At 52.6% G+C, this 24523-nt stretch carries 23 protein-coding genes and 1 pseudogene; 22 read left to right on the plus strand and 2 right to left on the minus strand.

Translation table 11 applies throughout. The features are described 5' to 3' along the window. Positions 1–49 precede the first annotated feature (49 nt). The 7 genes from feoB (at position 50) to NE473_RS03635 (ending at position 7587) form a co-directional block, all read left to right on the plus strand. Complete coding sequence (gene feoB, locus NE473_RS03605) at positions 50–2206, plus strand: ferrous iron transport protein B (RefSeq protein ID WP_055650036.1); 2157 nt, start codon at positions 50–52, stop codon at positions 2204–2206. Positions 2207–2486: 280 nt separating this feature from the next. After that, entirely contained in the window at positions 2487–2756 is a 270-nt protein-coding gene (locus NE473_RS03610; RefSeq protein ID WP_006776160.1) for a transcriptional repressor, read from the plus strand. A 269-nt stretch (positions 2757–3025) separates the two neighbouring features. Next, positions 3026–3541, plus strand: coding sequence for an RNA polymerase sigma factor (locus tag NE473_RS03615; RefSeq protein ID WP_006776158.1), 516 nt, complete (start codon positions 3026–3028; stop codon positions 3539–3541). After that, entirely contained in the window at positions 3507–4562 is a 1056-nt protein-coding gene (locus tag NE473_RS03620; protein ID WP_147418923.1) for a hypothetical protein, read from the plus strand. The genes NE473_RS03615 and NE473_RS03620 overlap by 35 nt, the downstream gene beginning before the upstream one ends. Further along, positions 4534–5238 carry a hypothetical protein gene (locus NE473_RS03625; RefSeq protein WP_055650038.1) on the plus strand — a complete coding sequence of 235 codons (705 nt, stop codon included), beginning with the start codon at positions 4534–4536 and terminating at the stop codon, positions 5236–5238. The genes NE473_RS03620 and NE473_RS03625 overlap by 29 nt, the downstream gene beginning before the upstream one ends. Positions 5239–5420: 182 nt before the next feature. Then, entirely contained in the window at positions 5421–6629 is a 1209-nt protein-coding gene (locus NE473_RS03630; RefSeq protein WP_055650039.1) for a CobW family GTP-binding protein, read from the plus strand. A 4-nt stretch (positions 6630–6633) separates the two neighbouring features. Beyond that, entirely contained in the window at positions 6634–7587 is a 954-nt protein-coding gene (locus NE473_RS03635; RefSeq protein ID WP_055650040.1) for a TIGR03943 family putative permease subunit, read from the plus strand. A gap of 115 nt (positions 7588–7702) precedes the next feature. Here NE473_RS03635 and NE473_RS03640 read toward each other — a convergent pair whose 3' ends face one another. Continuing rightward, positions 7703–9097 carry a polysaccharide deacetylase family protein gene (locus tag NE473_RS03640; protein WP_055650041.1) on the minus strand — a complete coding sequence of 465 codons (1395 nt, stop codon included), beginning with the start codon at positions 9095–9097 and terminating at the stop codon, positions 7703–7705. A 227-nt stretch (positions 9098–9324) separates the two neighbouring features. Here NE473_RS03640 and NE473_RS03645 point away from each other — a divergent pair, with 227 nt between their 5' ends. Then, positions 9325–10557 (plus strand): D-alanyl-D-alanine carboxypeptidase family protein, encoded by a 1233-nt coding sequence (locus tag NE473_RS03645; protein WP_006776594.1) that lies wholly within the window; start codon positions 9325–9327, stop codon positions 10555–10557. A 61-nt stretch (positions 10558–10618) separates the two neighbouring features. Here NE473_RS03645 and NE473_RS03650 read toward each other — a convergent pair whose 3' ends face one another. Continuing rightward, complete coding sequence (locus tag NE473_RS03650; protein WP_055650042.1) at positions 10619–12601, minus strand: sodium-translocating pyrophosphatase; 1983 nt, start codon at positions 12599–12601, stop codon at positions 10619–10621. A 243-nt stretch (positions 12602–12844) separates the two neighbouring features. On the opposite strand from NE473_RS03650, the gene NE473_RS03655 reads away from it, so the two are divergent. The 14 genes and pseudogenes from NE473_RS03655 to NE473_RS33065 all read left to right on the plus strand — a co-directional run. Continuing rightward, the gene (locus tag NE473_RS03655) at positions 12845–13096 is read left to right on the plus strand and encodes a PspC domain-containing protein (protein ID WP_006776597.1); all 252 of its coding nucleotides are present in this window, start codon (positions 12845–12847) and stop codon (positions 13094–13096) included. A gap of 41 nt (positions 13097–13137) precedes the next feature. Further along, complete coding sequence (locus tag NE473_RS03660; RefSeq protein ID WP_006776598.1) at positions 13138–13458, plus strand: PadR family transcriptional regulator; 321 nt, start codon at positions 13138–13140, stop codon at positions 13456–13458. Then, the gene (locus NE473_RS03665; protein WP_006776599.1) at positions 13455–14183 is read left to right on the plus strand and encodes an HAAS signaling domain-containing protein; all 729 of its coding nucleotides are present in this window, start codon (positions 13455–13457) and stop codon (positions 14181–14183) included. The genes NE473_RS03660 and NE473_RS03665 overlap by 4 nt, the downstream gene beginning before the upstream one ends. Continuing rightward, positions 14180–15142: a DUF4097 family beta strand repeat-containing protein gene (locus NE473_RS03670; RefSeq protein ID WP_055650043.1), complete on the plus strand. Its 963-nt coding sequence runs from the start codon at positions 14180–14182 to the stop codon at positions 15140–15142. The genes NE473_RS03665 and NE473_RS03670 overlap by 4 nt, the downstream gene beginning before the upstream one ends. A gap of 43 nt (positions 15143–15185) precedes the next feature. Further along, on the plus strand, positions 15186–15377 hold the full coding sequence (locus NE473_RS03675; protein WP_022029991.1) for a PspC domain-containing protein: 192 nt from the start codon (positions 15186–15188) through the stop codon (positions 15375–15377). 192 nt (positions 15378–15569) lie between these two features. Next, the gene (locus NE473_RS03680) at positions 15570–15782 is read left to right on the plus strand and encodes an alpha/beta-type small acid-soluble spore protein (protein ID WP_006776910.1); all 213 of its coding nucleotides are present in this window, start codon (positions 15570–15572) and stop codon (positions 15780–15782) included. A gap of 262 nt (positions 15783–16044) precedes the next feature. Then, complete coding sequence (cbiD, locus tag NE473_RS03685) at positions 16045–17244, plus strand: cobalt-precorrin-5B (C(1))-methyltransferase CbiD (RefSeq protein ID WP_055650044.1); 1200 nt, start codon at positions 16045–16047, stop codon at positions 17242–17244. Beyond that, a complete protein-coding gene (cobI, locus tag NE473_RS03690; protein WP_006776912.1) occupies positions 17244–17921 on the plus strand; it encodes a precorrin-2 C(20)-methyltransferase in 678 nt (225 codons plus the stop codon). The genes cbiD and cobI overlap by 1 nt, the downstream gene beginning before the upstream one ends. A gap of 2 nt (positions 17922–17923) precedes the next feature. Further along, a complete protein-coding gene (gene cobM / locus NE473_RS03695; RefSeq protein WP_055650045.1) occupies positions 17924–18718 on the plus strand; it encodes a precorrin-4 C(11)-methyltransferase in 795 nt (264 codons plus the stop codon). Continuing rightward, the gene (locus NE473_RS03700) at positions 18715–19803 is read left to right on the plus strand and encodes a cobalt-precorrin 5A hydrolase (protein ID WP_055650046.1); all 1089 of its coding nucleotides are present in this window, start codon (positions 18715–18717) and stop codon (positions 19801–19803) included. The genes cobM and NE473_RS03700 overlap by 4 nt, the downstream gene beginning before the upstream one ends. Continuing rightward, positions 19800–20540, plus strand: a complete 741-nt coding sequence (cobJ, locus tag NE473_RS03705; protein ID WP_081034863.1) for a precorrin-3B C(17)-methyltransferase — start codon at positions 19800–19802, stop codon at positions 20538–20540. Before NE473_RS03700 ends, cobJ begins: the two co-directional genes overlap by 4 nt. Further along, positions 20533–22026, plus strand: a complete 1494-nt coding sequence (gene cobK, locus NE473_RS03710; protein WP_055650047.1) for a precorrin-6A reductase — start codon at positions 20533–20535, stop codon at positions 22024–22026. The genes cobJ and cobK overlap by 8 nt, the downstream gene beginning before the upstream one ends. Continuing rightward, complete coding sequence (locus NE473_RS03720) at positions 22023–24050, plus strand: cobyrinic acid a,c-diamide synthase CobB (RefSeq protein ID WP_341465600.1); 2028 nt, start codon at positions 22023–22025, stop codon at positions 24048–24050. The genes cobK and NE473_RS03720 overlap by 4 nt, the downstream gene beginning before the upstream one ends. Next, positions 24050–24502, plus strand: a pseudogene (locus NE473_RS33065) (GNAT family N-acetyltransferase); the annotation flags it as partial. The gene NE473_RS03720 and the pseudogene NE473_RS33065, both read left to right, overlap by 1 nt. Positions 24503–24523: the final 21 nt, after the last annotated feature.

Consider the following 24523-nt stretch of genomic DNA (forward strand, 5'->3'; position numbering starts at 1 on the left):
ATTTTAAGAATGAGAGTTAGATATGGCTAACTAAAGGAGGAACAAGAGTATGGCAATCCGTATTGCACTGGCAGGTAATCCGAACTGCGGAAAAACCACCATGTTTAATAACTTAACAGGCTCCAACCAGTATGTTGGAAACTGGCCTGGAGTTACGGTTGAGAAGAAGGAAGGGAAACTGAAGGGAAAGAAAGACATCATTATCACAGACCTTCCGGGAATTTATTCCCTGTCACCGTATACACTGGAAGAGGTGGTAAGCCGTGACTATTTAATCAATGAGAGACCGGACGCGATTATTAACCTGGTGGACGCCACGAATCTGGAACGTAACTTATATTTGACGACACAGCTTCTGGAACTCGGTATCCCGGTTGTCATCGCCCTGAACATGATGGATCTGGCGGTGAAGAGCGGCGACAAGATCGACGAGAAGAAACTGGCGGCAGCGTTTGGATGTGAAGTGGTTGCTACCTCGGCTTTAAAGGGCGAGGGACTGACTGAAGTGGTGGACCGTGCGGTTCGTCTGGCAAATGCCAAAACCATTCAGGTGCCGAAGCATGAGTTTTCCAGAGAGGTGGAAGGCTGTCTGGCCGATATTGCAGACCTTCTTCCCAATTCCGTTCCGGACCACCTGGCGCGCTGGTACAGCATCAAGCTGTTCGAGCAGGATGAGAAGGTCCTGGGTACGACCCCGCTTTCTGCCGATTCCTCGAAGCGCATTGTGGAAATCGTGAAGGATGCCGAGAAGCAGATGGATGACGATGCGGAGAGTATCATCACCAACGAGAGATACGAATACATATCGAAAATCATTACGGGCTGTTTAAAGAAGAATCGTAAGGGAATGACTGTTTCGGACAAGATTGACAGGATTGTAACGAACAGAATCCTGGCACTTCCGATCTTCGTAGCCGTGATGTTTGTGGTTTATTACGTTTCTGTCACATCATTAGGAACCATTGTTACCGACTTTACCAATGATACGCTGTTCGGCGCATGGATCCAGCCGGCCGTTCAGGGCTTAATGGAAACCGCAGGCGCTTCCGAATGGCTCGTTTCCCTGGTTGTGGATGGTATCATCGGAGGTCTGGCGGCTCCAATCGGATTCGCTCCTCAGATGGCGATTCTCTTCCTGTTCTTATCTGTCCTGGAAGACTGCGGATACATGGCGAGAGTTGCATTTATCATGGACCGTATTTTCCGCAGATTCGGATTATCGGGAAAGAGCTTTATCCCGCTGCTTATCTCTTCCGGATGCGGCGTTCCGGCGATCATGGCCACTAAAACCATTGAAGATGATAAAAACCGCCGTATGACCATTATGACATCGACCTTCGTTCCCTGCGGCGCAAAGCTTCCGGTTATCGCACTGGTAGCAGGTGCGATCATGGGTGGGGCCTGGTGGATGGCACCCAGCATGTATTTCATCGGAATTGCATCGGTTATCGTATCCTGTATTATTTTAAAGAAAACGAAAATGTTTGCAGGTGATCCGTCACCGTTCGTAATCGAACTTCCGCAGTACCACGTTCCGTCAGTGAAGACCGTGCTGCTTCACGTATGGGAGCGTGTATGGAGCTTCTTAAAGAAAGCGGGAACAATCCTGTTCCTCTGCTGTATGGTGATGTGGTTCCTGGCTACGTTCGGTGTGGAAAACGGCGCCTTTGGCATGGTTGAGGATATGGAGGCTTCCTTCCTCGCGATCATCGGTACCTTCCTGGCCCCGATCTTTGCACCGCTGGGCTTTGGAAGCTGGCAGGCGGTTGCATCTTCCCTTTCCGGCTTCGTGGCAAAGGAGGGCATCGTCAGTACGATGGGTGTTCTCGCCAATATGGCGGAGGCAACGGAGACAGATGCGGCTCTGTGGCAGTATGTTATGACGGATTTCTTCCACGGAAGCGCTCTTGCAGGCTTTACCTTCTTAACCTTTAACTTACTGGATTCTCCGTGCCTGGCTGCAATCAGCACCATGGCGAAGGAGATGGGAAATAAGGGCTGGACCGCATTTGCCGTTATCTTCCAGAATGTGTTCGCTTATGCGGTATGCCTGATGATCTACCAGCTGGGATCATTCGCCATGGGCGGAGGGTTCGGTATTGGAACGGCAGTGGCTGTCATAGTTCTTGCTGCCGGACTGTATCTGCTGTTTCGTCCGGCTCCCGGAGCGGGTAAAAAGGCAGAAACTGCAGCGGCCGGAATTTAGGAATATGAATCGGCGGTGTGACAGAGGAAGCTGAAACCAATGTTTTGTGACTGATTATAGAAAAGAGGGATACTTATGGTAACTTGGTTAGCTGCCAATGCGGCAACAATTATAATATCACTGATAATACTCGCGCTTACGGGACTGGCGGTTCGTTCTGTCTATAAGAATCGGGGAACCTGCAGCTGCCAGAGCAAGAGCGGCTGCGGCGGACAGTGCAGTTGCTGCCATGGCTGCGCTCCGGTCCATAAGCCGCACTCGTAAGGGGGAGGTTGATGGAATGAATCAGACTGATGCCCTCGAAGAGAAACGAAGCTATGTGATTCGTGAATTAAAGAGAAATGGATGCAGAATCACAAACCAGAGGCAGATCCTGATCGATGTGATTCTCCAGGACGAATGCTGCTGCTGTAAGGAAATGTATTATCAGGCACTGGAAAAGGATCCCACCATCGGAATGGCAACCGTGTACCGTATGGTGAAGACCCTGGAGGAGATTGGACTGATCCGGAGAAAGAATCTCTACCGGATCGAGGGAGACAGTGCATAAAGAGGCCGGGATTCCGGGCAGGAATGAAAGGCCCGGCACTGTCTTATCAGGAATAACAGGAACCGTCCGTGACACCCATGCAGAAAGATGCATGAGTATCACGGACGGTTTGTTCATTTCCGGAACGGGAGAGAGGTAGATTTATAGAGGAAAATCGTATATGATGGAAGCTGCATGCTTTTCGTTTTTTAGATGTAACTTTTTGGAGAAACAGGAGTCTATATAGGTGAGGGCTGTATGATTTAAGAAAAAGCAAAGGAGAGACATCCGTGGGAGTGAGATTTGAAGAAGTTTACCAAAGACAGAAACATGCGGTATACGGTTACCTTTCCTATATGACAAAGGATGAAGATACGGCGGAAGACCTGGCGCAGGAGACTTTCTTAAAGGTTTACCTGGGGCTTAAGGGATTTAAGGGGGACTGCAGTGAAAAAACGTGGTGTCTGACGATTGCACGGAATACCTTTCTGTCCTTTGCCAGAAAGAAACAGCCGGTGCTTCTGGAGGAAGGTGACATGGAACGGCTGGAGGCCGGATACGAGAGAGGACCGGAGGAAAAGCTTCTGGAGGAAGAGAAGGCAAAGCTGATCCGGGAGGTGCTTTCCTCCTTAAATGCCGATGACAGGACAATCATCCTGCTTCGGGATTATGAAAAAATGACATATGCAGAGATTGCCAGGGTGACAGGGCTTTCAGAAACCGTGGTAAAGGTCCGGCTTCACAGGGCCAGACTCCGATACCGGAGCCGGTATGAACAGAGAGGAGGTGACGGCTGTGGCATGTGATTACAGAGAGCGTGTTCTGAAGTATCTGCGGGAAAATACCGAGGACCCCGGGGTGGAACGGCATTTAGAGGAATGCATGGAGTGCCGCGCGCTGGTGGAGGGGTATCTGGAGAAAGAGAAGGAACTGGACATACCGGAGGCCGGTTATGAAGGGACGGATGAGGAACTAAAGGAGCGGGTAGTCCATTTTGAAAAAGGAACCAGAAGAATCCTGGTGTTTACCCTGGTCGGCTTTGTGCTGGGCTGGTTTTCCATCGCATATTTTACGGATTCCTTTCTCGTGACAAAGGTGATTCTGGCCATTCCGTATAAGGCCAGTGAGATGCTGCACAATCTGTTTCATTCCCATCCCTACAGTTATTATGGCGGGAACGGAATGTTTACAGAATTCAACGAATTTTTTCCGGGAAGAGGCCTTCTGACCTTTTTGGCGGAGCGGATTACGCCGGTTCTGATCGGTGGCGCCGTCTATGGAAGCCTCGCCTATTTTACCGGGGATTCCAGGATCTTTACCCTGCGGCGGTATTTGAAGTTTGCTGCCATATGGGCGGCCGTGGTTCTTCTGTGGACAGGGGCGCTGCTGAAGGCGGACACGCTGCTGGCGGCAAAGGATGACCGCATGGAGGATGTGACCGGATTCTTTCTGGCAACAGACAGCCAGGGAAACGGTTTTTATGAAGAGAAGGAGCCGGGAGCGAACGACACTGTTTTCCGTCTTCTCCGGGATGCCCTCTATCAGGAGGGGAATCCCCTGAAGCGTATAGGCGCTGAGGTAAGAGAGCCGGAGGATGAACTGCAGCTTCAGATCTTTCTGGGAAAATACCGGCGGGATTCCATGATCTGCCGGTTAAATCCGAAAGAACACTATCTGGTGACGGAGCGCGGTACGGTTTATCGGGTACCGGAAGAATTCTCCAGATACATGACGCAATACCAGGAGGACTGTTTTGAGTCCATATATGAAGAGTACTACGGGGAGGAGGCAGGTGAGAATGAAGAAGCCGGAGGGATGGAAAATTAAAACAGGGAAGGACTGGTGTCTGGCGTTTCTGTTTGCGGCACTGATGGTCTATGTGGCAGTGGTACGCTTTTTTCAATGGAAGATCCTGGATTTTATGCAGAAATTCATGCCGGATAAGATGAGTACCATGAACCTGCCGGGCGGATACGGGACAGTGCTGTTCTGGGCACTGATTATGGCGCTGCTTGTGATGGCAGTGCTGGCGCATCGGCGGCAGAAACGGAAGTATATAGCGGCGGCAGGACTGGCCGGGTTTCTGATTGCCGACTGTGCACTGGGCGGTTTCGTATATCATTGCAGGCTGATTGTACAACGGGGAACGGAGGAGCCTGCGGCTTCCGCCTGGATCTGTTTTGAGGACGGGACAGAACAGATGAAGCTGGCGGCCGGGGATGAGACGCTGGAACGGCTTCAGGCGCTGGCCTTTTCCCTGGAGCGGCAGCCGGCAGAGAGACAGGAGGAGCTGCGGGAGCTTGTGAGAGACGGGGGGAAGGAACGCTCGTTTGTCTGGTTTTCATTTCCGGATAAGTATTTCCACGGGTATGATCCCATCTTTCATATAGAAGATGGGCTGATCTACATGAACCGGGGGGCCGGGGATGTGGTGTTTTATAAGGATAACGGCCTGACCGAATGCATGGAAGAACTGAAAAGCGCTCCGGCCCCGGCTCCCTGACGGAACGAAAACCCCGAAATCCCGGCTAAAGTAATTGACGAAAGCAGCTTTTCATAATTCTGTAAGTTTACAAGTTTATCCTGACAATGAGGGTCTCCGGCTTGACTTTACAGGAGGTTTGTGACAAAATAGGTAGTTGTAATGAATGAAAAACCTGGAAAGAAAAGAGGTCCTTAAACGATATGACAAAGATTGATATTATTTCCGGCTTCCTTGGAGCGGGTAAGACGACTTTTATTAAAAAACTGCTGGAGGAGGCTATCTCCGGAGAGCAGGTGGTTTTAATTGAAAACGAATTCGGTGAGATCGGCATCGACGGCGGATTCCTGAAGAATTCAGGAATCGAGATCCGGGAGATGAACAGCGGCTGTATCTGTTGTTCTCTGGTCGGAGATTTTGGGAAATCCCTGGCGGAAGTGCTGACAAAGTACAAACCGGATCGTGTAATTATCGAGCCGTCAGGCGTCGGCAAGCTTTCTGACGTCATGAAGGCGGTCAGAGATGTGGCTGCGGAAATCGAGGTTACATTGAACAGCGCAGTCACCATCGTGGATGTGGCGAAATGCCGGATGTATATGAAGAATTTCGGGGAATTCTTTAATAATCAGATTGAGAACGCGGGAACGGTTGTCTTAAGCCGTACCGACATTGCTGCTGTGGACAAGGTAAACCAGGCGGTAGAACTGATCCGTGAGAAGAATCCGGCTGCAGTGATTGTCACGACACCGTGCAGCCAGCTGAGCGGCGCACAGCTTCTGGAGATTATTGAGAAACCGGATACGATGGCGGAAGATTTAATGAAGGAAGTTGAGGAGCACCGCCGTCATCATCATGACCATGAGCATGGAGAAGAGTGCGGCTGCGGCCATGATCACGATCATCACCACGACCATGAGCATGGAGAAGAGTGCGGCTGCGGTCATGACCATGATCATCACCATGACCATGAGCATGGAGAAGAGTGCGGCTGCGGTCATGACCATGATCATCACCATGATCATGAGCATGGAGAAGAGTGCGGTTGCGGTCATGACCATGATCATCATCACGACCATGACCATGAGCATGGAGAAGCGTGCAGCTGTGGTCATGATCACGGCCATCACCATGCGGACGAGGTATTCACCAGTTGGGGCCTTGAGAACGTTGGGGCGATGAAGAGAGAGGAGTTAGACCGGATTCTGGACGAACTGGCATACGGTGACCAGTACGGGGAGGTGCTTCGGGCCAAAGGTATGGTTCCCGGAGAAAAAGAGGGAAGCTGGCTCTACTTCGACCTTGTGCCGGAGCAGTATGAGATCCGTGACGGAGCTCCGGAATATACGGGCAAGGTATGCGTAATCGGTGCAAAACTGAAAGAAAATGAATTAAAGAAAGCGTTTGGCAGGTGAGAAGATGGAATACACGGATACATTAGATGACGATTTTATGCCGGTCTTTTTGATCAATGGATTTTTGGAGGCCGGTAAGACCCAGTTTCTCCAGTTTACCATGCAGCAGGATTATTTTCAGACCGATGGAAAGACTCTTTTGATCGTCTGTGAGGACGGGGATACGGAGTATGACACAGAGCTGTTGAAACGCACCAAAACGGCAGGAATTTTCATCGAAAGTATGGCTGAGCTTACTCCGGAACGCCTTCTGGAGCTGGAGCTCCTTTATAATCCGGAACGGGTTTTAATCGAGTGGAACGGCATGTGGAATCAGGATGAACTGCAGCTGCCGGATGACTGGCGTGTTTATCAGCAGATTACCATCATCGATATGTCCACCTTTGACTTATATGTGGCAAATATGAAGCCTCTGCTGTATGCCATGATTAAGAATTCTGAACTGGTTATCTGCAACCGCTGTGATGGAATTGAGGATTTATCAGGCTACCGAAGAACGTTAAAATCCATGTGCCAGAGAGGCGAGATCGTCTTTGAGGACTCCGAGGGAGAGATCAATGAGATTGCAGATGAGGATCTCCCTTACGATCTGGGGGCAGATGTCATTGAAATTTCGCCGGAAGCCTATGGTATCTGGTATATCGACTGTATGGACCGGCGTGACCGCTACGAAGGAAAGATTGTGGAATTTACGGCCATGGTATTGAAAAGCCCGGAATTCCCGAAAAATTACTTTGTTCCGGGACGTATGGCCATGACCTGCTGTGAAGCCGACATGACCTTCCTGGGATTTGTCACAAAGGCCAGAGAGGCCAAGGACTTACAGACGAAACAGTGGGTGAAGGTCCGGGCAAAGATCGCCTATGAATTCTGGAAAGACTATGAGGGGGAAGGCCCTGTGCTCTATGCGGAAACCGTCCAGCCAGCGGAACCCATCAGAGAAGTGGTTCAGTTTTAATTAAAAACTGAAAGTGAGGATTTCAGTTTCAGTTTAGAATGAAAAATAGCTGTGAAGCGGATCGTTTGCGATTCCGCTTCACAGCTATTTTTGAGTTTGTAATACGTCCGGAAGATTACATCTGGGGCACCGGAGTCGGCCTGGCCGGATCAAATACATCCGGGACGTTGAATAAGTCGCTTAAGCTGTCCGGGTAGTAGTACATGCGGTAGCCGTCTAAATTCCGTCTGCCCTGACGGAAATGATCGGGGCCCAGCTGCATCCAGTAAGGCGTGCTGGCATCCACGTTGCAGAAATAGCGGAATCCCAGTGATTTCAAATAGGTGAAGCGTTCGTTGTCATCCGTATAAGGCTTCCAGGTTCCGATATCGCTGCCAAAGGGGTAGAGAATGATATCAGTGGGGCCGATCAGGGACTCCACATTCTTTTCCCATTTGTCCGCGTCCACTTTGAAATGCTCCATGCTGATCGTACCCAAGTTGCGGTGGCCCCAGCTGTGGGAAGCCAGTTCCCAGCCATGGTCTTTCAGGCACTGGGCGACGGCGGCCGCCTGTTTTAAGTCCTCCTCGTAATTGGGATTGGTGTCCTTATAAGATTCATCTGTCCGGTATCCAAGAATTCCGTTATAGCCGGTAAAGGCGATAATGGCTCTTGCGCCCTTATAAGAAAATCCCGGGTGTTCCTTAATAAAGGTTTCCAGTATGGGAACGAGATCGAAATCTCCGGTGATGACGCTTCCATCCTCCTGCTCCATCTCGGTGGTGGGATAACCGTCTTCCCCGATCACCATGCGGGTGGCGAAGCCGTCCCCCTTCATATATTCATAGTAGCATACATCATCCTGCGACAAGACAAAAGCCTTTTTCCCTTCGGGGAGCATGATATCACCGTAGACAAACTTGGGATTGCCGTTTTCATCGGTTGTCTCATAGGCGAGATCATGGATCTTTACGAGAACGTACCCCCTGTCGTACATGGACTGCATCATCTTGATAAACTCGTCTTTTGTCGTCATCATCTGGTTGTAGCCGCCCTCCCGGCTGTCTCCGTCGAAGGCTTTGGAGGTATCGACGATCAGAGAGTGGAAGAACACGTGGGTGACTTCCTGCGGATTGATCCGTACCAGCCGGCCCATTTGATCCGTGTAGGCGGCGACGGCATCCGCAGCTTCCTTTGTGGAGGCGTAGCGGCTGTCGGAGGTGATTAAATTGATGGCACCTTCGTAATCGTACTGTGCGGCCAGACTTTCCGCCTGTGCCAGGAGGTCGGTTAAACCGGTGTCCTCCGTCTCAGCCGCCGTTGTAATGATCTCCGGAGCGGTGGTTTCCGCCGTGGTCTGATGAACGGAGGCTTTGACCGAGCCGAACCCGGAGCGGTACCGGCCCAGTATGATGCCGCCCGTGACTAAGGCGGCTATCAGTAAAAATCCTGTTACAATGACAAGTATATTATGTATCATGCGGCGGCGTTTTTCCTGCTGACGCCGTTCGCGGTATTCTTCCATGTTCATGTTATAACCTCTTTTTCCAGTGTATTGAAGGGAGCTTTGGGAGGCCGGATCACTCGGGACCGGCCCGGATACCGGACACAGTACAAACTCCTGACTCAGTATATCATACTTTCAGACAGGATGAAATCGTATCACGGGAAAATTAAGGAAAAATTTTTGGCAAAAACTGGCATAGGAAGGGAAATCCCATCCATACAATGAAACAAAGGATTTAATCAGGGGAAATTATGAAACGATTGTTAGCTCTTGTTTTAAGCATGCTGCTTTTCCTCTGTCCGTCTCATGCTGCGTGGGGGCAGGAGCCGGACATTGCCGTGGCGTCGGACATGGTAATCCGGTCGGAAGAAGCAAAGGCCGTAAACGCCGAGGGAGGGCCGTCCATACAGGCGCCCAGTGCGCTTCTAATGGAGGCATCCACCGGACAGGTAATATACGAAAAAGATGCAGATACGAAAAGGAGTCCCGCCAGTATTACGAAAATCATGACGCTGATCCTGATTTTTGACGCTCTGGATTCCGGGAAAATCAAAATGACCGACGAGGTGGTTACCAGCGCCCACGCCAAGTCCATGGGAGGTTCCCAGGTCTTTCTGGAAGAGGGGGAGACCCAGACGGTAGAGACCATGATCAAATGCATCGTGGTGGCTTCCGGAAACGACGCTTCCGTAGCCATGGCGGAATACATAGCCGGGACAGAAGAGGAATTTGTGAAAATGATGAACGAGAGAGCGGCAGGGCTTGGCATGACCAACACGCACTTTGAGGACTGCTGCGGTCTGACCGAGTCTCCTGATCATGTGACGACGGCCAGAGATATTGCCCTCATGTCCAGAGAACTGATTAATAAGTATCCCCAGATCCACAATTACTCCACCATCTGGATGGAGAACATCACCCACGTGACGAAGCAGGGGACGAAGGAGTTCGGCCTGTCCAACACAAATAAGCTGTTAAAAATGGCGACGAACTTTCAGGTGACCGGTTTAAAGACGGGGTCTACCTCTCTGGCAAAATACTGTCTGTCTGCTACCGCAGAAAAAGACGGGGTCCGTCTGATCGCTTCCATCATGGCGGCACCCGATTATAAGGCCAGGTTTGCAGATGCGCAGACGCTGCTGAATTACGGCTACGCCAACTGCCGGCTGTATGAGGATAAGGAGATGCTTCCGCTTCCGGAACTGGCAGTGGATAACGGTGTGACGGACAGCGTGCCCTTAAAATACGGCGGCACCTTCTCTTACTTAAGCTTAAACGGAGAAGATCTGGCTGCCATAGAGAAGGAACTGGTACTGCCGGAATCCATAGCGGCGCCGGTAGAGGAAGGACAGAGTGCAGGTGTAATCCAGTACAGCCTGGCGGGGAAGAAGCTGGGAGAGGTCCCGGTACTCACGGCGGGAGCGGTGAAGGAAGCCGGATTCCTGGATTACTTTAAGAGAGTGCTGGCGGGATTTGCAGTTTGACGGAGTGCGGCCGGAAATGAAAACGGGAGGAAAAGCAGGCGCTGCTTTTCCTCCCGTTTCTTTAAAGAAGACCTCCATACTGCAGGAACAGTGGAGCAAATACCAGGGAAACAATTGTCATCAGCTTAATTAAGATATTGATAGACGGTCCCGAAGTATCCTTAAACGGATCCCCCACCGTGTCACCGACAACAGCCGCCTTGTGAGCAGAGCTGCCTTTTCCGCCGTGATGGCCTGTCTCGATGTATTTCTTTGCATTGTCCCAGGCGCCTCCGGCGTTGGACATGAAGATGGCGGTGAGAACACCGGTTACCAGTGCACCGGTTAAAAGTCCCCCCAGTGCTTCCGGTCCGAGAATTAGTCCGACGGCCAGTGGGACGAGCACTGCCATAAGGCCGGGGAGGAACATTTCGCGGAGCGCCGCAGTGGTGGAGATGGATACGCAGGAAGCGTAATCCGGCCGGTCGGTCCCTTTCAGGATACCCGGCTTTTCACGGAACTGCCTGCGCACTTCCTCGATCATCTGATGGGCCGCCTTTGACACGGACTCCATCGTCATGGAAGAGAAGAGGAAGGTGAGCATTCCGCCGATGAACAGTCCAATGATCACATGAGCATTTAAAATATCTATGGTGGTTAAATGGACTGCTTCCGCATAGGAGACGAACAGGGCCAGGGCGGTTAAGGCGGCAGAACCGATGGCGAAGCCTTTGCCGATGGCGGCTGTGGTGTTGCCTACGGAATCCAGTTTGTCGGTGATTTCACGGACCGAATCATCGAGGCCTGCCATTTCCGCGATGCCGCCGGCGTTATCTGCGATGGGACCGTAGGCGTCGATTGCGACGGTGATACCGGTGGTAGAGAGCATTCCGACCGCGGCTAAGGCAATTCCGTAGAGGCCCATCAGACGGTAGGAGACGAGAATGCCGATACAGACCAGAAGGATCGGAATCGCAGTAGACTGCATACCAACGGCAATTCCGCTGATCACTGTGGTGGCGGATCCGGTCTCAGACTGACTGGCAATCTTTTTCACGAAGCGGTAATCCCCGGAGGTATAGATTTCCGTGACGAATCCGATCATAACACCCACAAGGAGACCGGCGATGACCGCAAATGCGGCATTGAAGCTGCCGAAGTACATGCGGCTTAAGAGGAATGCGGCGGCCACAACCAGGGCGGTGGCGCTGTACTCTCCGGATTTCAGTGCGCGGTGGGGATTGGAATTGTTGCCCGCTCTCACAATCAAAGCCCCGATTATGGACGCGATAACCCCGCATGCGGAGAGCAGCAGCGGGAAGATTACGCCTGCCTCCCGATAAAATACGACGCCCAGCGTCAGCGCAGATATCAGGGATCCCACATACGACTCGAACAAGTCGGCTCCCATACCGGCCACATCACCTACATTATCGCCTACATTGTCTGCGATGACAGCCGGGTTCCTGGGGTCGTCTTCCGGGATTCCGGCTTCCACTTTTCCAACCAGGTCGGCGCCTACATCGGCCGCTTTGGTGTAAATTCCGCCTCCGACACGGGCGAATAATGCGATGGAAGAGGCTCCGAGGCTGAAGCCTGCAAGCACCTCCACATTCTTTGTTATCAGGAAAAGCGTTCCGACACCCAGGAGTCCCAGGCCGACGACGGCCATACCCATGACACTGCCGCCGGAGAACGCCACGGATAAGGCCCGGCTCATGCCGGAGGTTCTTGCGGCATTGGCGGTACGGCAGTTGGCGCGGATTGCCGCGCTCATTCCAAGATAACCGGCAATGGTGGAGAAGGCGCTGCCCACAAGGAAGCAGATGGCCGTAGTCCAGCTGCGCGTTCCAAGGCCGATCACAACGAAGAGGACGGCGACGAAGATGATGAGGACGCGGTATTCCGACGTCATAAATGCCCTGGCGCCTTCTGCAATGGCGTCCGCAATCTCACGCATCCGGTCGTTGCCCGGATCCTGCTTAATCACATGAATGCGCAGAAAAACAGCGAATAAAAGGCCGATCAGGCCGATGACGGGGACAGACAGTATCATTTTTTCCATAATAACCCTCCCAATTTTCATGATATTTGTGCAAATTGATACCTGTGTCCCTTATTGTATCAGATAAACTGCGATATTACAACAAAAACTTTTAGATAACCTAAAAATAATTTAGGATTATTTGTTTTTCAATTTAGTTGACAAACAATATTATACGATATATAATATAAACATACTATACAAGATATAATATAGAACATAAAACAATATTATACTAAACAATAAGAGAAAGGTCGAGTGAGTATGGAGACGAAGCGTTTATACCGTTCAGTAAAGAATAAAGTGATTTGCGGCGTGTGCGGCGGTATCGGAGAGTATTTTAATGTGGACCCGGTTATTATAAGGCTCATATGGGTGATTCTGATGTTCTTCCAGCCATGGCGCCATTTGTTCCATTCGTTTGCGGGATTTTCCCTCATCGGCGGAAGCCTGGTCGTTTATTTCATTGCGGCAGTCATTATACCGCGGGCGCCCTCGGATGACGGAAGCTGCTGAGCTGTCCGGATCTGACTGAATGAGAAGATAGGAGTGGGAATATGGTTTTTAACACAGGTGCAGCCCTCCTTGATGCGATTGTACTGGCGGTCGTGTCAAAGGAACAGGAAGGGACTTACGGATATAAAATTACACAGGATGTGAGGAATGTCATAGACATTTCGGAATCAACCCTTTACCCGGTGCTTCGCAGGCTCCAGAAGGAAGAGTGTCTGGAAGTATACGATATGGCGATCGACGGAAGAAACCGCAGATACTACAAGATTACGGAAAAGGGCAGAGTACAGCTGAAGCTGTACAAAGGTGAGTGGGCAGGCTACTCCCGGAAGATATCTCAAATCTTTGAGGAGGCATTCATATGAACAGGGAAGAGTTTATGAAGGAGCTGGAATATCTGCTTTCTGATATTCCGGATGAAGAAAAGGCGGAAGCCATCGGCTACTACAGAGATTATCTGGAGGAAGCCGGAGAGGAGAATGAGGAGGCGGCAATCAGGGAATTCGGAAGTCCGGAGCGCATCGCGGCGATTATCCGTTCCGATTTATCGGGGCATCTGGAGGACGGCGGAGAGTTTACGGATAAAGGATATGAGGACGAACGGTTCCGCGATCCGAATTACCAGGTGGCGAAGCGGTATGATTTACCGGACGCCGTGGAAGGGCAGAAGACAGAGGAACGGGAAGAAAAGAGAGAGAATCAGCCGAGAACCAACCGTACGGTGAAGCTTATCCTGTGGATTATCTTAATCATTGTGGCGGCTCCTGTTCTGTTTGGAATCGGCGGAGGACTGGTCGGAATGTTCGGCGGCCTCTTCGGACTTCTGGTAGCGGCAGTGGTGGTTGTGGGCGTCCTTACAGCTGCGCTGTTTATCTGCGGGATTGCACTGCTGATTGTGGGAATCGTATCGATGGTGATTCATCCGCTAAGCGGAGTTCTGATGATTGGCATTTCCGTACTGACGCTAGGATTTGCCTTTGCGTGCCTGGCTTTATGCGGAGCGTTTTATGGTAAGTTTCTGCCGTTTTTGTTCCGGTCGATTGTGAACGGAATCAGTGGTTTGCTCTACGGAAGGAGGAGTCGCTCATGAAGAATTTTATGAAGGTATGTCTGGTCGCAGGCGGCGTCTGCATCCTGATCGGAGGCGGAATTACCACTGTGGCGGCCGCCATGGGTGGAAGGCTGTCGGATTTGCCATCCTGGAATTACAGATGGCTCGGCCGGGATATTGTCGGTGACATCACTGGCGACCTCCGATCAGAGATGGATGATCTTGGCCGTGACTTATCGGATCAGTTTGACGACAGCTTTGATGAACTGGACCGGGAATTTGATGAGATTGGCCGCCGCCATGACGGGGTGAATGACGGGGAATTGAACGAGAGTGAATTTTCCGGGATCTATGCGAGAAAGCTGGATCTGGAGGTTCGGAGAGGCAGGGCGTTTATCACATATGACGCCCCAGCGGATAAGATCGTTGTTTCCAGCGGGGAAGATATGTCACGCTGGAATGTCTACAGCGAAGAGGATGAACTGAAGGTAACCGTTGGGTCCAAGTCCTGGGATTCCTATGACTATGAAGATACGGTAGTCTATATCCACGTTCCGGCGGATTACCGTTTCGAGGAGGTCGAACTGAAGGTTAAGGCCCAGAAAAACAACAGGGTGATAAACAGTGATAACGGTCCCGCCATTACAGCCGAGGCGTTAAAGGCCGACAAGATAGAGATCGACGCGGCAGTAGGCGCGGTAAGTGTGACCGGAGCCGATGCAGGAAAGCTGGAGGTTGATTCCGATGTGGGAGCCGTAAAGTTTGAAGGAAATGTAGACGGAGATGTGGACGCGGAATGCAGCGTCGGCGCTGTCAAACTCGATCTGGCAGGAGAAAAGGCGGACTTTAACTACGAGATCAAGTGCAGGGTAGGCAGCATTACCGTTGACGGCGAGGGCTTTTCCGGACTGTCCAAGGAGAGAAAGATAAATAACGGGGCAGCAAAAAAGATGGAACTGGACTGCAGCACAGGAGCGATTGAAGTTAAATTTCATTGAAGCAAAGGAACACATACAGGGATAACAGAGAGGAGATTCAAAGATGGATGACAGAGAGACGAGAAGATTATATCGTTCAGATACAGATAAGATGATTTGCGGCGTATGCGGAGGAATCGGTGAGTACTTCAACGTCGACCCTACGCTGATCCGCCTCTTATGGGCGGTGTTGGCCTGTTCCGGCACAGGCGTTGTGGCCTATTTCATCGCAGCAATCATTATTCCGCGCAGATAGGAATCGCGCGGACAGGAATACCATTCAGGCTCCGGCTGCTTTTGCGGTCAGGAGCCTTTTTATGGATCCTGCATACCGCATTCGGGCCGCCCTGCCATTCCGTAAAACAGAAATCCCTTCAGTCCGGATGTTTAGGGGGGCTTATAACGGGTATACTCTCTTTAGATTCGAGAAAGGAGCAAGCCCGTAATTATGTCAAAAGGAAAAAAGAACGAACCATTCGATCCTCACAATTTAAAACCAGAGGAAATACTTAAATTCGAAATTGCCACGGAGTTAGGGCTCAGTGACAAAGTAATCACCGGCGGCTGGCGTTCCCTTACCGCAAAGGAAAGCGGCCGTATCGGAGGTCTCATTACGAAACGAAAACGTGAATTAAAACAGGAGGCTTTGGGAGAAAAATAGGTACTATGCCACAAAGCCAGGGGAGCGCAGACAGGAGACCGGGTCTGACGAACAGACGGCTTCCTGTCTCCCCGGCGGCAGCTGCGGGGGCTGTGAAATACGGAGTTCATATAGCTCTGTCTTTTCTCCAGCCCCTGCTTTTTATTGGAATTCGGTCAGAATCAGGCGCTCTTCTTTGATATCCTGTGGAAAGCCTGCTGTTTAAAAAAACTTGCCACCCCACCTCTTATCCATTATAATATACGGGAAAGAGGAAAAGGCAATGGAAGAGAGAAAACTGAGAAGCGGATTTACCACCGGAACATGCGCTGCCTGTGCGGCGAAGGCTGCCGCGGTCATGCTGCTTAAGCAGGAAGCGGTGGAAAGCGTTCAGGTTATGACGCCTGGAGGGACGAGAGCAGAACTGTTTCCGGAGGAAGCGGTGATAACGGAGAACTCAGCCGTGTGCGCCGTCAGAAAAGATGCGGGTGATGACCCGGATGTGACGGATAAGGCCCTGATTTATGCTTCTGTGGAGTACATAAAAGACGGCGGTGATCCGGAGAACTGTTACCGGAACGACCGCATCTTTTTAACCGGAGGACAGGGAGTCGGAATCGTGACGAAGCCGGGTCTTGCCTGCCCCGTAGGTTTTTATGCCATCAATCCGGTCCCCAGGAAGATGATTTTTGATGAGGTGGAGGCGGTGGCGCACCTTGCGGGCTGTGAAGGAGGCCTCCTTGTCAGAATCTGGATTCCGGAGGGGGAGCGTCTGGCCTTAAGCACCTTTAATCCAAAGCTGGGAATCGAGGGCGGGATCTCCGTGCTGGGAACCAGCGGGATTGTGGAGCCGATGAGCGAGGCCGCCTTAAAGGCCACCATACAGCTGGAACTCCACATGAAGGCGGTGGAAGGACAGCGGGAAGTGATCTTAACACCCGGTAATTACGGGGAGAATTTTTTGAGGGAGACGTTAAAGCTTTCTCTGTCCCAGGGAGTCCAGTGCAGCAATTTCGTTAGGGAATCCGTATTGATGGCGGCGGACGAGGGGATGGACGGGCTTCTTTTTGTCGGTCACATCGGAAAACTGATTAAGGTGGCCGGCGGCGTCGGCAATACGCATTCAAAATACGGGGACAGGCGCATGGAAATTATGTGGGACTGTGCCAGGAGCCATTGCGGAAAACTGTCAGAGCGTGACAGGAGCCGGTTGAAAGAGCAGGTGCTTGACTCCAACACGACGGAGGAAGCGGTCAGGCGGCTTAATGAGGCCGGAATGTTAAAACCGGCGATGGAAACTGCGGTGGAGCGTATCAGGCATTACCTGGAAGTGTGGTCCGAAAGACCGGTCCGCGCCGAGGTGGTGACATTTACAAACGGTTACGGTATCCTTGGAATGACCCGCGGGGCAGTGGCCATGATCGATACGTTCCGCGTCCGGGAGAAAGCAAACGAAATACAGAAAGAACAGGAGAAACGATAATGTCTGGTATTCTATACGGAATCGGAGTCGGTCCGGGAGATCCGGAATTAATGACCATAAAAGCAGTCAGGCGAATACGGGAATGCACAGTGATTGCCATTCCCCACAGATCAAAGGAGCTGTGCACGGCATACCAGATCGCGTGTCAGGCGGTGCCGGAGATGGAGCAAAAGGAGTGCCTCTATCTTCCCATGCCCATGACAAAGGATAAAAAGGTGTTGGATGAAAGCCACGATCTGGCGGCCGGCGCCGTGATGGAACGGCTGGACAGAGGAGAGGATGTGGGCTTCATAACACTGGGGGATGTGAGCATCTACTCCACCTGCAGCTATCTGCTGGAACGACTGTGGAACCGGGGGTATGCGACGAGGCTGGAATGCGGAATCCCTTCATTTTCAGCGGCGGCGGCCAGACTTGGCATACCGCTGGTGTCCGGAGCGGAGGAACTGCACGTGATCCCGGCTACGTATCAGGTGAAGGATGCGCTGAAGCTTCCGGGCGTCAAGGTGCTGATGAAAACGGGAAAACAGATGAAGACAGTTAAGGAAGAGATTCGTAAATGCGGTGCCAGCGCCGTCATGGTGGAAAACTGCGGCATGGCCGATGAGCGGGTCTTTGCGTCCTTAGAGGAAATTCCGGATGAGCCGGGATATTATTCGCTGTTGATTGTGAGGTAGAGATGGTACATATCGTAGGAGCAGGTCCGGGAGCACCGGACCTCATTACCGTCCGGGGAAAGGAACTGATTTCCCAGGCGGATACAATTATTTACGCCGGTTCGCTGGTAAATCCGGCGCTGCTGGAGTACAGAAAAGAAGGCTGCCGCGTTCTAAACAGCGCATATATGACGCTTGAACAGGTAATCGAAGCGGTCCGCGAGACCGAGGCAGAGGGAAAGATGACCGTTCGCCTGCACACGGGGGATCCCTGTATCTATGGGGCAATCCGGGAACAGATGGATGCACTGGACCGTCTGGGGATTTCCTATGAAGTCTGCCCGGGCGTCAGCTCCTTCTGCGGCGCGGCCGCGGCCTTAAACATGGAATATACGCTTCCGGAGATATCCCAGAGCGTCGTAATCACCAGGATGGCGGGAAGAACTCCGGTTCCGGAGCGGGAATCCGTAGCTTCTTTTGCGGCGCATGGGGCGACCATGGTTCTCTTCTTAAGCTCAGGGCTTCTGACAAAGCTGGCGGAAGAACTGATGCGGGGCGGATACGGGGCGGATACCCCGGCGGCCATCGTCTACCGGGCAACGTGGGAGGATGAAAAGAAGGTTCTGTGCACCGTGGGAACACTGGCGGAACGGGCAGCCGGCGAGAAGATAACGAAGACGGCCCTGATCATTGTGGGAAACGCGGTGAGCCAGAGCGGATATGCCCTCTCGAAGCTGTATGATCCGGGATTTTCTACGGAATACAGGCGGAGGAGTGATTCGGTGGGAGCCGAAGGGCAAAAAGAGGATGAGGTATGAGGCTGTCGCTGATTTGTTTTACAGGAGCAGGGGCACAACTCGGCGTCCGGCTGTTAAAGGAATTAAAGTTCAGCGGTCACGAGTGCCGCGGTTTTGTGCTGGAGAAGTTTTTAAATCCGTTTCATGAGGCAAACGGTCTGGAACCGTTGAAAACCCCGCTCCGGGAATGGACGGGGGAGCAGTTTGCGGCACGGGACGGATTGATATTTATCGGGGCCGCAGGGATTGCGGTCAGGGCGATTGCACCGTGGGTGAAGGACAAGAGGACGGATCCTGCCGTTGTGGTGATCGACGATTGCGGCAGGTACTCCATTTCCCTTCTTTCCGGCCATCTGGGAGGGGCCAACGGTCTGGCGGAAGAGACGGCAAAGATTACAGGGGGCATCCCTGTGATTACCACGGCCACGGATCTTCACGGGCGCTTTGCAGTGGATAACTTTGCAAAAGAGCAGGGACTCTGGATGTCCGATATGAAGACGGCAAAGGCGGTGTCTGCTGATGTTCTGGCCGGTGAGCCGGTGGGGCTGTTCAGCGATTTCCCGGTTATGGGAAGCCTGCCGGAAGGATTTACCCAGAAGGAAAGCTGCAGGAGGAATGTCTGGATTACGGTGAAGCGTGATCCGGAGGAGGGCGGTTTCCTGAAGCTGTTTTTGCCGGAAGGCGGGGAAGTGCTGCGGCTGGTTCCGCGGATTGTAATTCTGGGTATCGGCTGTAAGAAGGGGACGGGGAAAGAGCAGATTGAAGCGGCCGTGGGGGAGGCATTGAGCCGGTGGAACATTGAACCGGAGAGTGCCGCCGCCGTGGCCACCATCGACATAAAAAAAGAGGAAGCCGGACTCCTTTCCTATGTCCGGGACCATGGCCTCTCCTTTCACACGTACCCGGCCGGACGGCTGCTGCAGGCGGAGGGAGAATTCTCCCCGTCTTCTTTCGTCAGGGAGATCACAGGCGTGGATAATGTCTGTGAACGGGCCGCAGTAAGCCTGGCGGAGGACTTGGGAGGAGGCAGACTGATGATAAAAAAACAGGCGGGCGGCGGCGTCACGGTGGCGGCCGCAGTCCGGGATTGGAAGGTGAAGCTGTGAATCAGACAGGAAAATTATATGTGGTGGGAATCGGACCGGGTTCCTACGAGCAGATGACGATCAAGGCGGTCCGTGCCCTGGAAGAGAGCCGGGTGGTGGTCGGTTATACGGTGTATGCAGATCTGATGCGGGAGCATTTCCCCGGAAAAGAGTGGATCACCACTCCCATGAGACAGGAGACGGAGCGGTGCCGTATGGCCATCGAAAAGGCAAGATCCGGTCTGACGGTGGCGCTGATCTGCAGCGGGGATGCTGGCGTATACGGGATGAGCGGACTCATACTGGAGCTGGTGGGAGAAGCGGATTCTCCGGCTGTGGAGGTGATTCCGGGCGTGACTGCGGCGTTAAGCGGCGGAGCCCTGCTCGGCGCGCCTCTGGGCCACGATTTCGCCGTGATCAGTTTAAGTGATTTACTTACGCCGATGGAACTGATTGAAGACAGGCTTTTCCATGCGGCAAAGGCGGATTTGGCGGTGTGTATCTACAATCCATCCAGCCGGAAGCGGTCGGATTACTTAAAGCGTGCGTGCGAAATAATGCTTACCGTCAGGAAACCGGATACGGTCTGCGGGATTGCGAAAAATATCGGCAGGGAGGGAGAGTCCATGGAAGTGATGACGCTTTCTCAATTAAGAGATACCCCCGCCGACATGTTTACCACCGTGTTCATCGGCAATGAGAAGACAAAGGTGATAAACGGAAAGATGGTGACGCCGAGAGGGTACCGGAATGTGTAGGATCCTGATCTTCGGAGGCACCACGGAAGGCCGGCTTCTTGCCGAATACTGCATGCAGCAGGAAATCGCTGTCTGTGTCAGCGTCGTCAGCGGCTACGGGGCGGACTTACTGCCGGAAAGCCGGCTGATTCACGTGGTCTCCGGTCGGATGGAGGAGAAAGAGATGGAAGAATTCATGAGCCGGGAGTCCATCCGAACCGTCTTTGACGCGACCCATCCGTATGCCGTGGAGGCAACCGGAAATATAAGGGAAGCCTGTAAGCGTTCCGGAGCCTCTTACGTGAGGGTGACGAGGGAATCGGCGGCAGAGAATGGCGGAGGCGGCCGTGAAGCATCTGCTTCTCAAACCGTCTATGTGGATTCTGCTTCTGAGGCCGCTCGCTACTTAAAGGACAGAGAGGGAGGGATTCTTGTGACTACGGGAAGCAGGGAGCTCGCCGCTTTTACAGCCATCCCGGGATATGAGGACCGGCTTTTTGCGCGGGTTCTTCCATCCGCTGCTGTGATCTGTGCCTGTGAGGAACTTGGCATAAAAGGAAAACATGTGATCGCCATGCAGGGGCCGTTTTCCGAGGAACTGAACCGTGCCATGATGAAGCAGCTCGGAGTCCGTTACCTGGTAACCAAGGAGGCGGGGACGGCAGGAGGATTTCTGGAAAAATTATCTGCGGCTTCTGCACTTTCTGTGACCACGGTTGTGATCGGAAGACCGTCGGAGGATAGAGACGGTGTTTCCCTGGAGGAGGCAAAAAAGCTTCTGATGGAAAGCAAGCTTCAGACACGCTCTATGGCAGGAAGTGAAAACACTTCTGCCAAACGGAAAATTTCTCTTATGGGAACGGGAATGGGAGGCAGAGGGCAGATGACGCTTGCAGCTGCAGAAGAACTGAAACGGTGTGACGTTTTATTCGGAGCGAAGCGCATGACGGAAGCAGCTGAAACGCTGGGAGCACTGGCAGACGGAATCCTGCGCATCCCCATTTACGGGAACCGTGAAATTCTGGAATGGCTTGAGAACCATCCGGAGTATCGGAATGCCGGTGTCCTGTATTCCGGTGACACGGGATTTTACAGCGGTGCTTCCGGTATGGCAGCCATGCTTTTGCAGGAACCGTATTGCGATATCTATGATTATTGTATTTATCCCGGAATTTCCTCCGTATCGTACCTGTGTGCGAAAATGGGGCGAAGCTGGGAGCAGGTGAAGCTGATCAGCCTGCACGGGCGGGACTGTGATGTTTCCCTGGAGGTTTCCCAAAATCCGGCCGTATTCACGCTGCTGGGCGGGGTACATACGGTTAAGGAACTGTGTGAACAGCTTTTAAACCATGGCCTTTCCAATGTGAGAATGACTGTGGGAGAGAGGCTGTCATACTCCGATGAGAGGATTGTGGCGGGAACGCCGGAGCAGCTGGCAGCCATGGAATTTTCCAGTCTGGCTGTTGTTATGATGGAACGGGATGAAGGGAGAGAAGGGACCAGATGAGAGACGAGTGGTTTATCCGGGGAGAGGTCCCCATGACAAAGAGCGAGGTCCGCGCCGTCTCGGTGGAGAAGCTGGAGCTTTCGGCTGACTCGGTCCTCTATGATATCGGGGCTGGAACCGGCTCCGTGTCTGTGGAGGCGGCGGCTTTTCTTCCGGAAGGGACGGTTTATGCCATTGAGAAAAAACGGGAGGCTGTGGAACTGCTGAAAAAAAACAGGGAAAAGTTCCGGGCGGAGCGGATACGGATCGTAGAGGGCGCAGCTCCGGAGGCTTTAGAGGGACTGGAGGCGCCGACTCATGCATTTCTGGGGGGAACCTCCGGTAAAATGGCGGATATCCTTTCTCTGCTTCTGGAGAAGAACCCGGAAGTCCGGGTGGTGGTAAATGCGATTACCCTGGAATCTGTTTCGAAGGTCTTAGAATGGACTGCCGGCCGCGGCATCGAGGCTGATATCGTTCTGGTGTCAGTTTCAAGGGCGAAGGCGGCTGGACGGGTCCATATGATGATGGCTCAGAATCCTGTTTATGTGATTTCCTTTGGAGGCAGACCGGCACAGCTTTGGAATGCGCCGGGGAGAGCAGAAAGAGAGACAAAAAATACGGAATATCCCCGTCTTATGCTTGCCGCGCCGAAAAGCGGAAGCGGGAAGACGATGGTGACCTGCGGACTGCTTGCGGCATGGCAGAAAAGGAAACTGAACTGCCGGGCGTTTAAGTGCGGCCCTGACTACATAGATCCCATGTTTCACAAGTATGTGCTGGGAATCGACGGCGGAAATTTAGATACCTTTTTTCTGTCTGAGGAAGCGGTGCGAAATCAGTTTAAAGAGCTTGCAGCCGGTGCGGATCTTTCGGTGGTGGAAGGTGTTATGGGGTATTACGACGGAGTTGGAGGAAACGATACGTGGGCCAGCTCCTACGATACAGCCCGTACCATCGACACCCCCGTAGTGCTGATCCTGGACGGCAGGGGAGCGTCACTTTCCCTGGCAGCGGAGATAAAAGGATTCCTGGAATATAAAAAAGACAGCCGCATACAGGGCGTTATTCTAAACCGGGTATCCCGTGTTATGGCGGAGCGCCTTGTGCCGGAGATCGAAAAAATGGGAATTGCCGTATATGGGTGTCTGCCGGAATGCGATGCGGCGAAAGTCACCAGCCGCCATCTCGGACTGGTGCTTCCGGAGGAATCGAAGGCATTGCGGGAGAGCCTCGGCAGACTGGCATGTGAGATTGAGAAGAATGTGGACGTGGAAGGACTTTTCCGGCTGGCATGCGGGGCAGGAACGCTGCAGGACGACGGTTACAGGGCATCAGGCGGCACCGGGCATGAACCCGATGGCAAAACGGCAGACAGAAAACCAGAGATGCATGACCGTGTGCCCGCCGGCCCGGATCGTGTCAGGATCGGCATCGCCAGGGATGAGGCCTTCTGTTTCTATTATCAGGAGAATTTAAAGCTTTTTGAGAGTCTGGGCGCAGAATTTGCAGAATTTGATCCCATGAGGGATGAGCATCTTCCACCGGGGATTGCGGGACTGATGTTTGGAGGCGGCTATCCGGAACTCTATGCCGGAGAATTGTCTGCCAACCGCCCGATTTTACAGGAAATAAGGGAAGCGGCGGCCAGCGGGATGCCGATTCTTGCAGAATGCGGGGGCTTTCTCTATCTTCATGAGGAACTGGAGACGAAAGAGGGGGAGGTCTTTCCCATGGCGGGAGTCATCTCCGGCCGGGCATATCCAACTGGAAAGCTGTCCAGATTCGGATATATCGAGCTTGTCCCATATGGGGACACCCCGCTTTTGAAAGAGGGAGAGCGGATCCGCGGCCATGAATTTCACTACTGGGACAGCACGGCATGCGGAACCGATATGAAGGCGGTGAAGCCGGGGGGAAAGAGAAGCTGGGACTGCATCCATGCAAACGGCGGTTTCCTGGCCGGTTTTCCTCACCTTTATTACCCGTCAAATCCGTCTGCCGCAGAGCGGTGGCTGGAGCTATGCAGGAAAGGAACTGAATGATGACAGAAGAATTGAACATACGGCAGGGCGTTTTAAAGGACATTCCGGAACTGGTCCGGTTATACGAGGAGACGGTAGAACACTTAGAGAGCCATGTCAACTATCCGGGCTGGAAAAAAGGCGTCTATCCGGGAGAGGCTGCGGCCGAAGAGGGCGTAAAAACCGGTACACTCTATGTGGCAGAGGCCGGAGGCCGGATCATCGGTTCCATCATTTTAAATGAAAAACAGGAAGCGGCGTACAGCGAGGCCTCCTGGAGCGTGGATGCGGCTCCCGGGGAAGTGATGGTGATCCATACCTTTCTTGTCCATCCGGATTTTCGCAGATCCGGCGCGGGGAAACTGCTGATGGAATTCGCGGAGGTGCAGGCACTAAAGGAAGGAAAGAAGACGATCCGCCTTGATGTATACGAGAAGAACGAACCTGCAGTCAGGCTCTATGAACGGCAGGGCTACCACTATACTGCAACTGTG

Source organism: Hungatella sp. SL.1.14 (assembly GCF_024460495.1).
Lineage (GTDB): Bacteria > Bacillota > Clostridia > Lachnospirales > Lachnospiraceae > Hungatella > Hungatella hathewayi.

Bases quoted from the DNA above. Each gene is read 5' to 3' on its own strand.
- cobM (WP_055650045.1), top strand. From the start codon at position 17,924: ATGGTACATATCGTAGGAGCAGGTCCGGGAGCACCGGACCTCATTACC.
- NE473_RS03680 (WP_006776910.1), top strand. From the start codon at position 15,570: ATGTCAAAAGGAAAAAAGAACGAACCATTCGATCCTCACAATTTAAAA.
- NE473_RS03620 (WP_147418923.1), top strand. From the start codon at position 3,507: ATGAACAGAGAGGAGGTGACGGCTGTGGCATGTGATTACAGAGAGCGT.
- NE473_RS03700 (WP_055650046.1), top strand. From the start codon at position 18,715: ATGAGGCTGTCGCTGATTTGTTTTACAGGAGCAGGGGCACAACTCGGC.
- cbiD (WP_055650044.1), top strand. From the start codon at position 16,045: ATGGAAGAGAGAAAACTGAGAAGCGGATTTACCACCGGAACATGCGCT.
- feoB (WP_055650036.1), top strand. From the start codon at position 50: ATGGCAATCCGTATTGCACTGGCAGGTAATCCGAACTGCGGAAAAACC.
- cobI (WP_006776912.1), top strand. From the start codon at position 17,244: ATGTCTGGTATTCTATACGGAATCGGAGTCGGTCCGGGAGATCCGGAA.
- NE473_RS03650 (WP_055650042.1), bottom strand. From the start codon at position 12,601: ATGGAAAAAATGATACTGTCTGTCCCCGTCATCGGCCTGATCGGCCTT.
- NE473_RS03655 (WP_006776597.1), top strand. From the start codon at position 12,845: ATGGAGACGAAGCGTTTATACCGTTCAGTAAAGAATAAAGTGATTTGC.
- cobK (WP_055650047.1), top strand. From the start codon at position 20,533: ATGTGTAGGATCCTGATCTTCGGAGGCACCACGGAAGGCCGGCTTCTT.
- NE473_RS03610 (WP_006776160.1), top strand. From the start codon at position 2,487: ATGAATCAGACTGATGCCCTCGAAGAGAAACGAAGCTATGTGATTCGT.
- NE473_RS03640 (WP_055650041.1), bottom strand. From the start codon at position 9,097: ATGAACATGGAAGAATACCGCGAACGGCGTCAGCAGGAAAAACGCCGC.
- NE473_RS03635 (WP_055650040.1), top strand. From the start codon at position 6,634: ATGGAATACACGGATACATTAGATGACGATTTTATGCCGGTCTTTTTG.
- NE473_RS03625 (WP_055650038.1), top strand. From the start codon at position 4,534: ATGAAGAAGCCGGAGGGATGGAAAATTAAAACAGGGAAGGACTGGTGT.
- NE473_RS03660 (WP_006776598.1), top strand. From the start codon at position 13,138: ATGGTTTTTAACACAGGTGCAGCCCTCCTTGATGCGATTGTACTGGCG.
- NE473_RS03720 (WP_341465600.1), top strand. From the start codon at position 22,023: ATGAGAGACGAGTGGTTTATCCGGGGAGAGGTCCCCATGACAAAGAGC.
- NE473_RS03645 (WP_006776594.1), top strand. From the start codon at position 9,325: ATGAAACGATTGTTAGCTCTTGTTTTAAGCATGCTGCTTTTCCTCTGT.
- NE473_RS03675 (WP_022029991.1), top strand. From the start codon at position 15,186: ATGGATGACAGAGAGACGAGAAGATTATATCGTTCAGATACAGATAAG.
- NE473_RS03630 (WP_055650039.1), top strand. From the start codon at position 5,421: ATGACAAAGATTGATATTATTTCCGGCTTCCTTGGAGCGGGTAAGACG.
- NE473_RS03670 (WP_055650043.1), top strand. From the start codon at position 14,180: ATGAAGAATTTTATGAAGGTATGTCTGGTCGCAGGCGGCGTCTGCATC.
- NE473_RS03665 (WP_006776599.1), top strand. From the start codon at position 13,455: ATGAACAGGGAAGAGTTTATGAAGGAGCTGGAATATCTGCTTTCTGAT.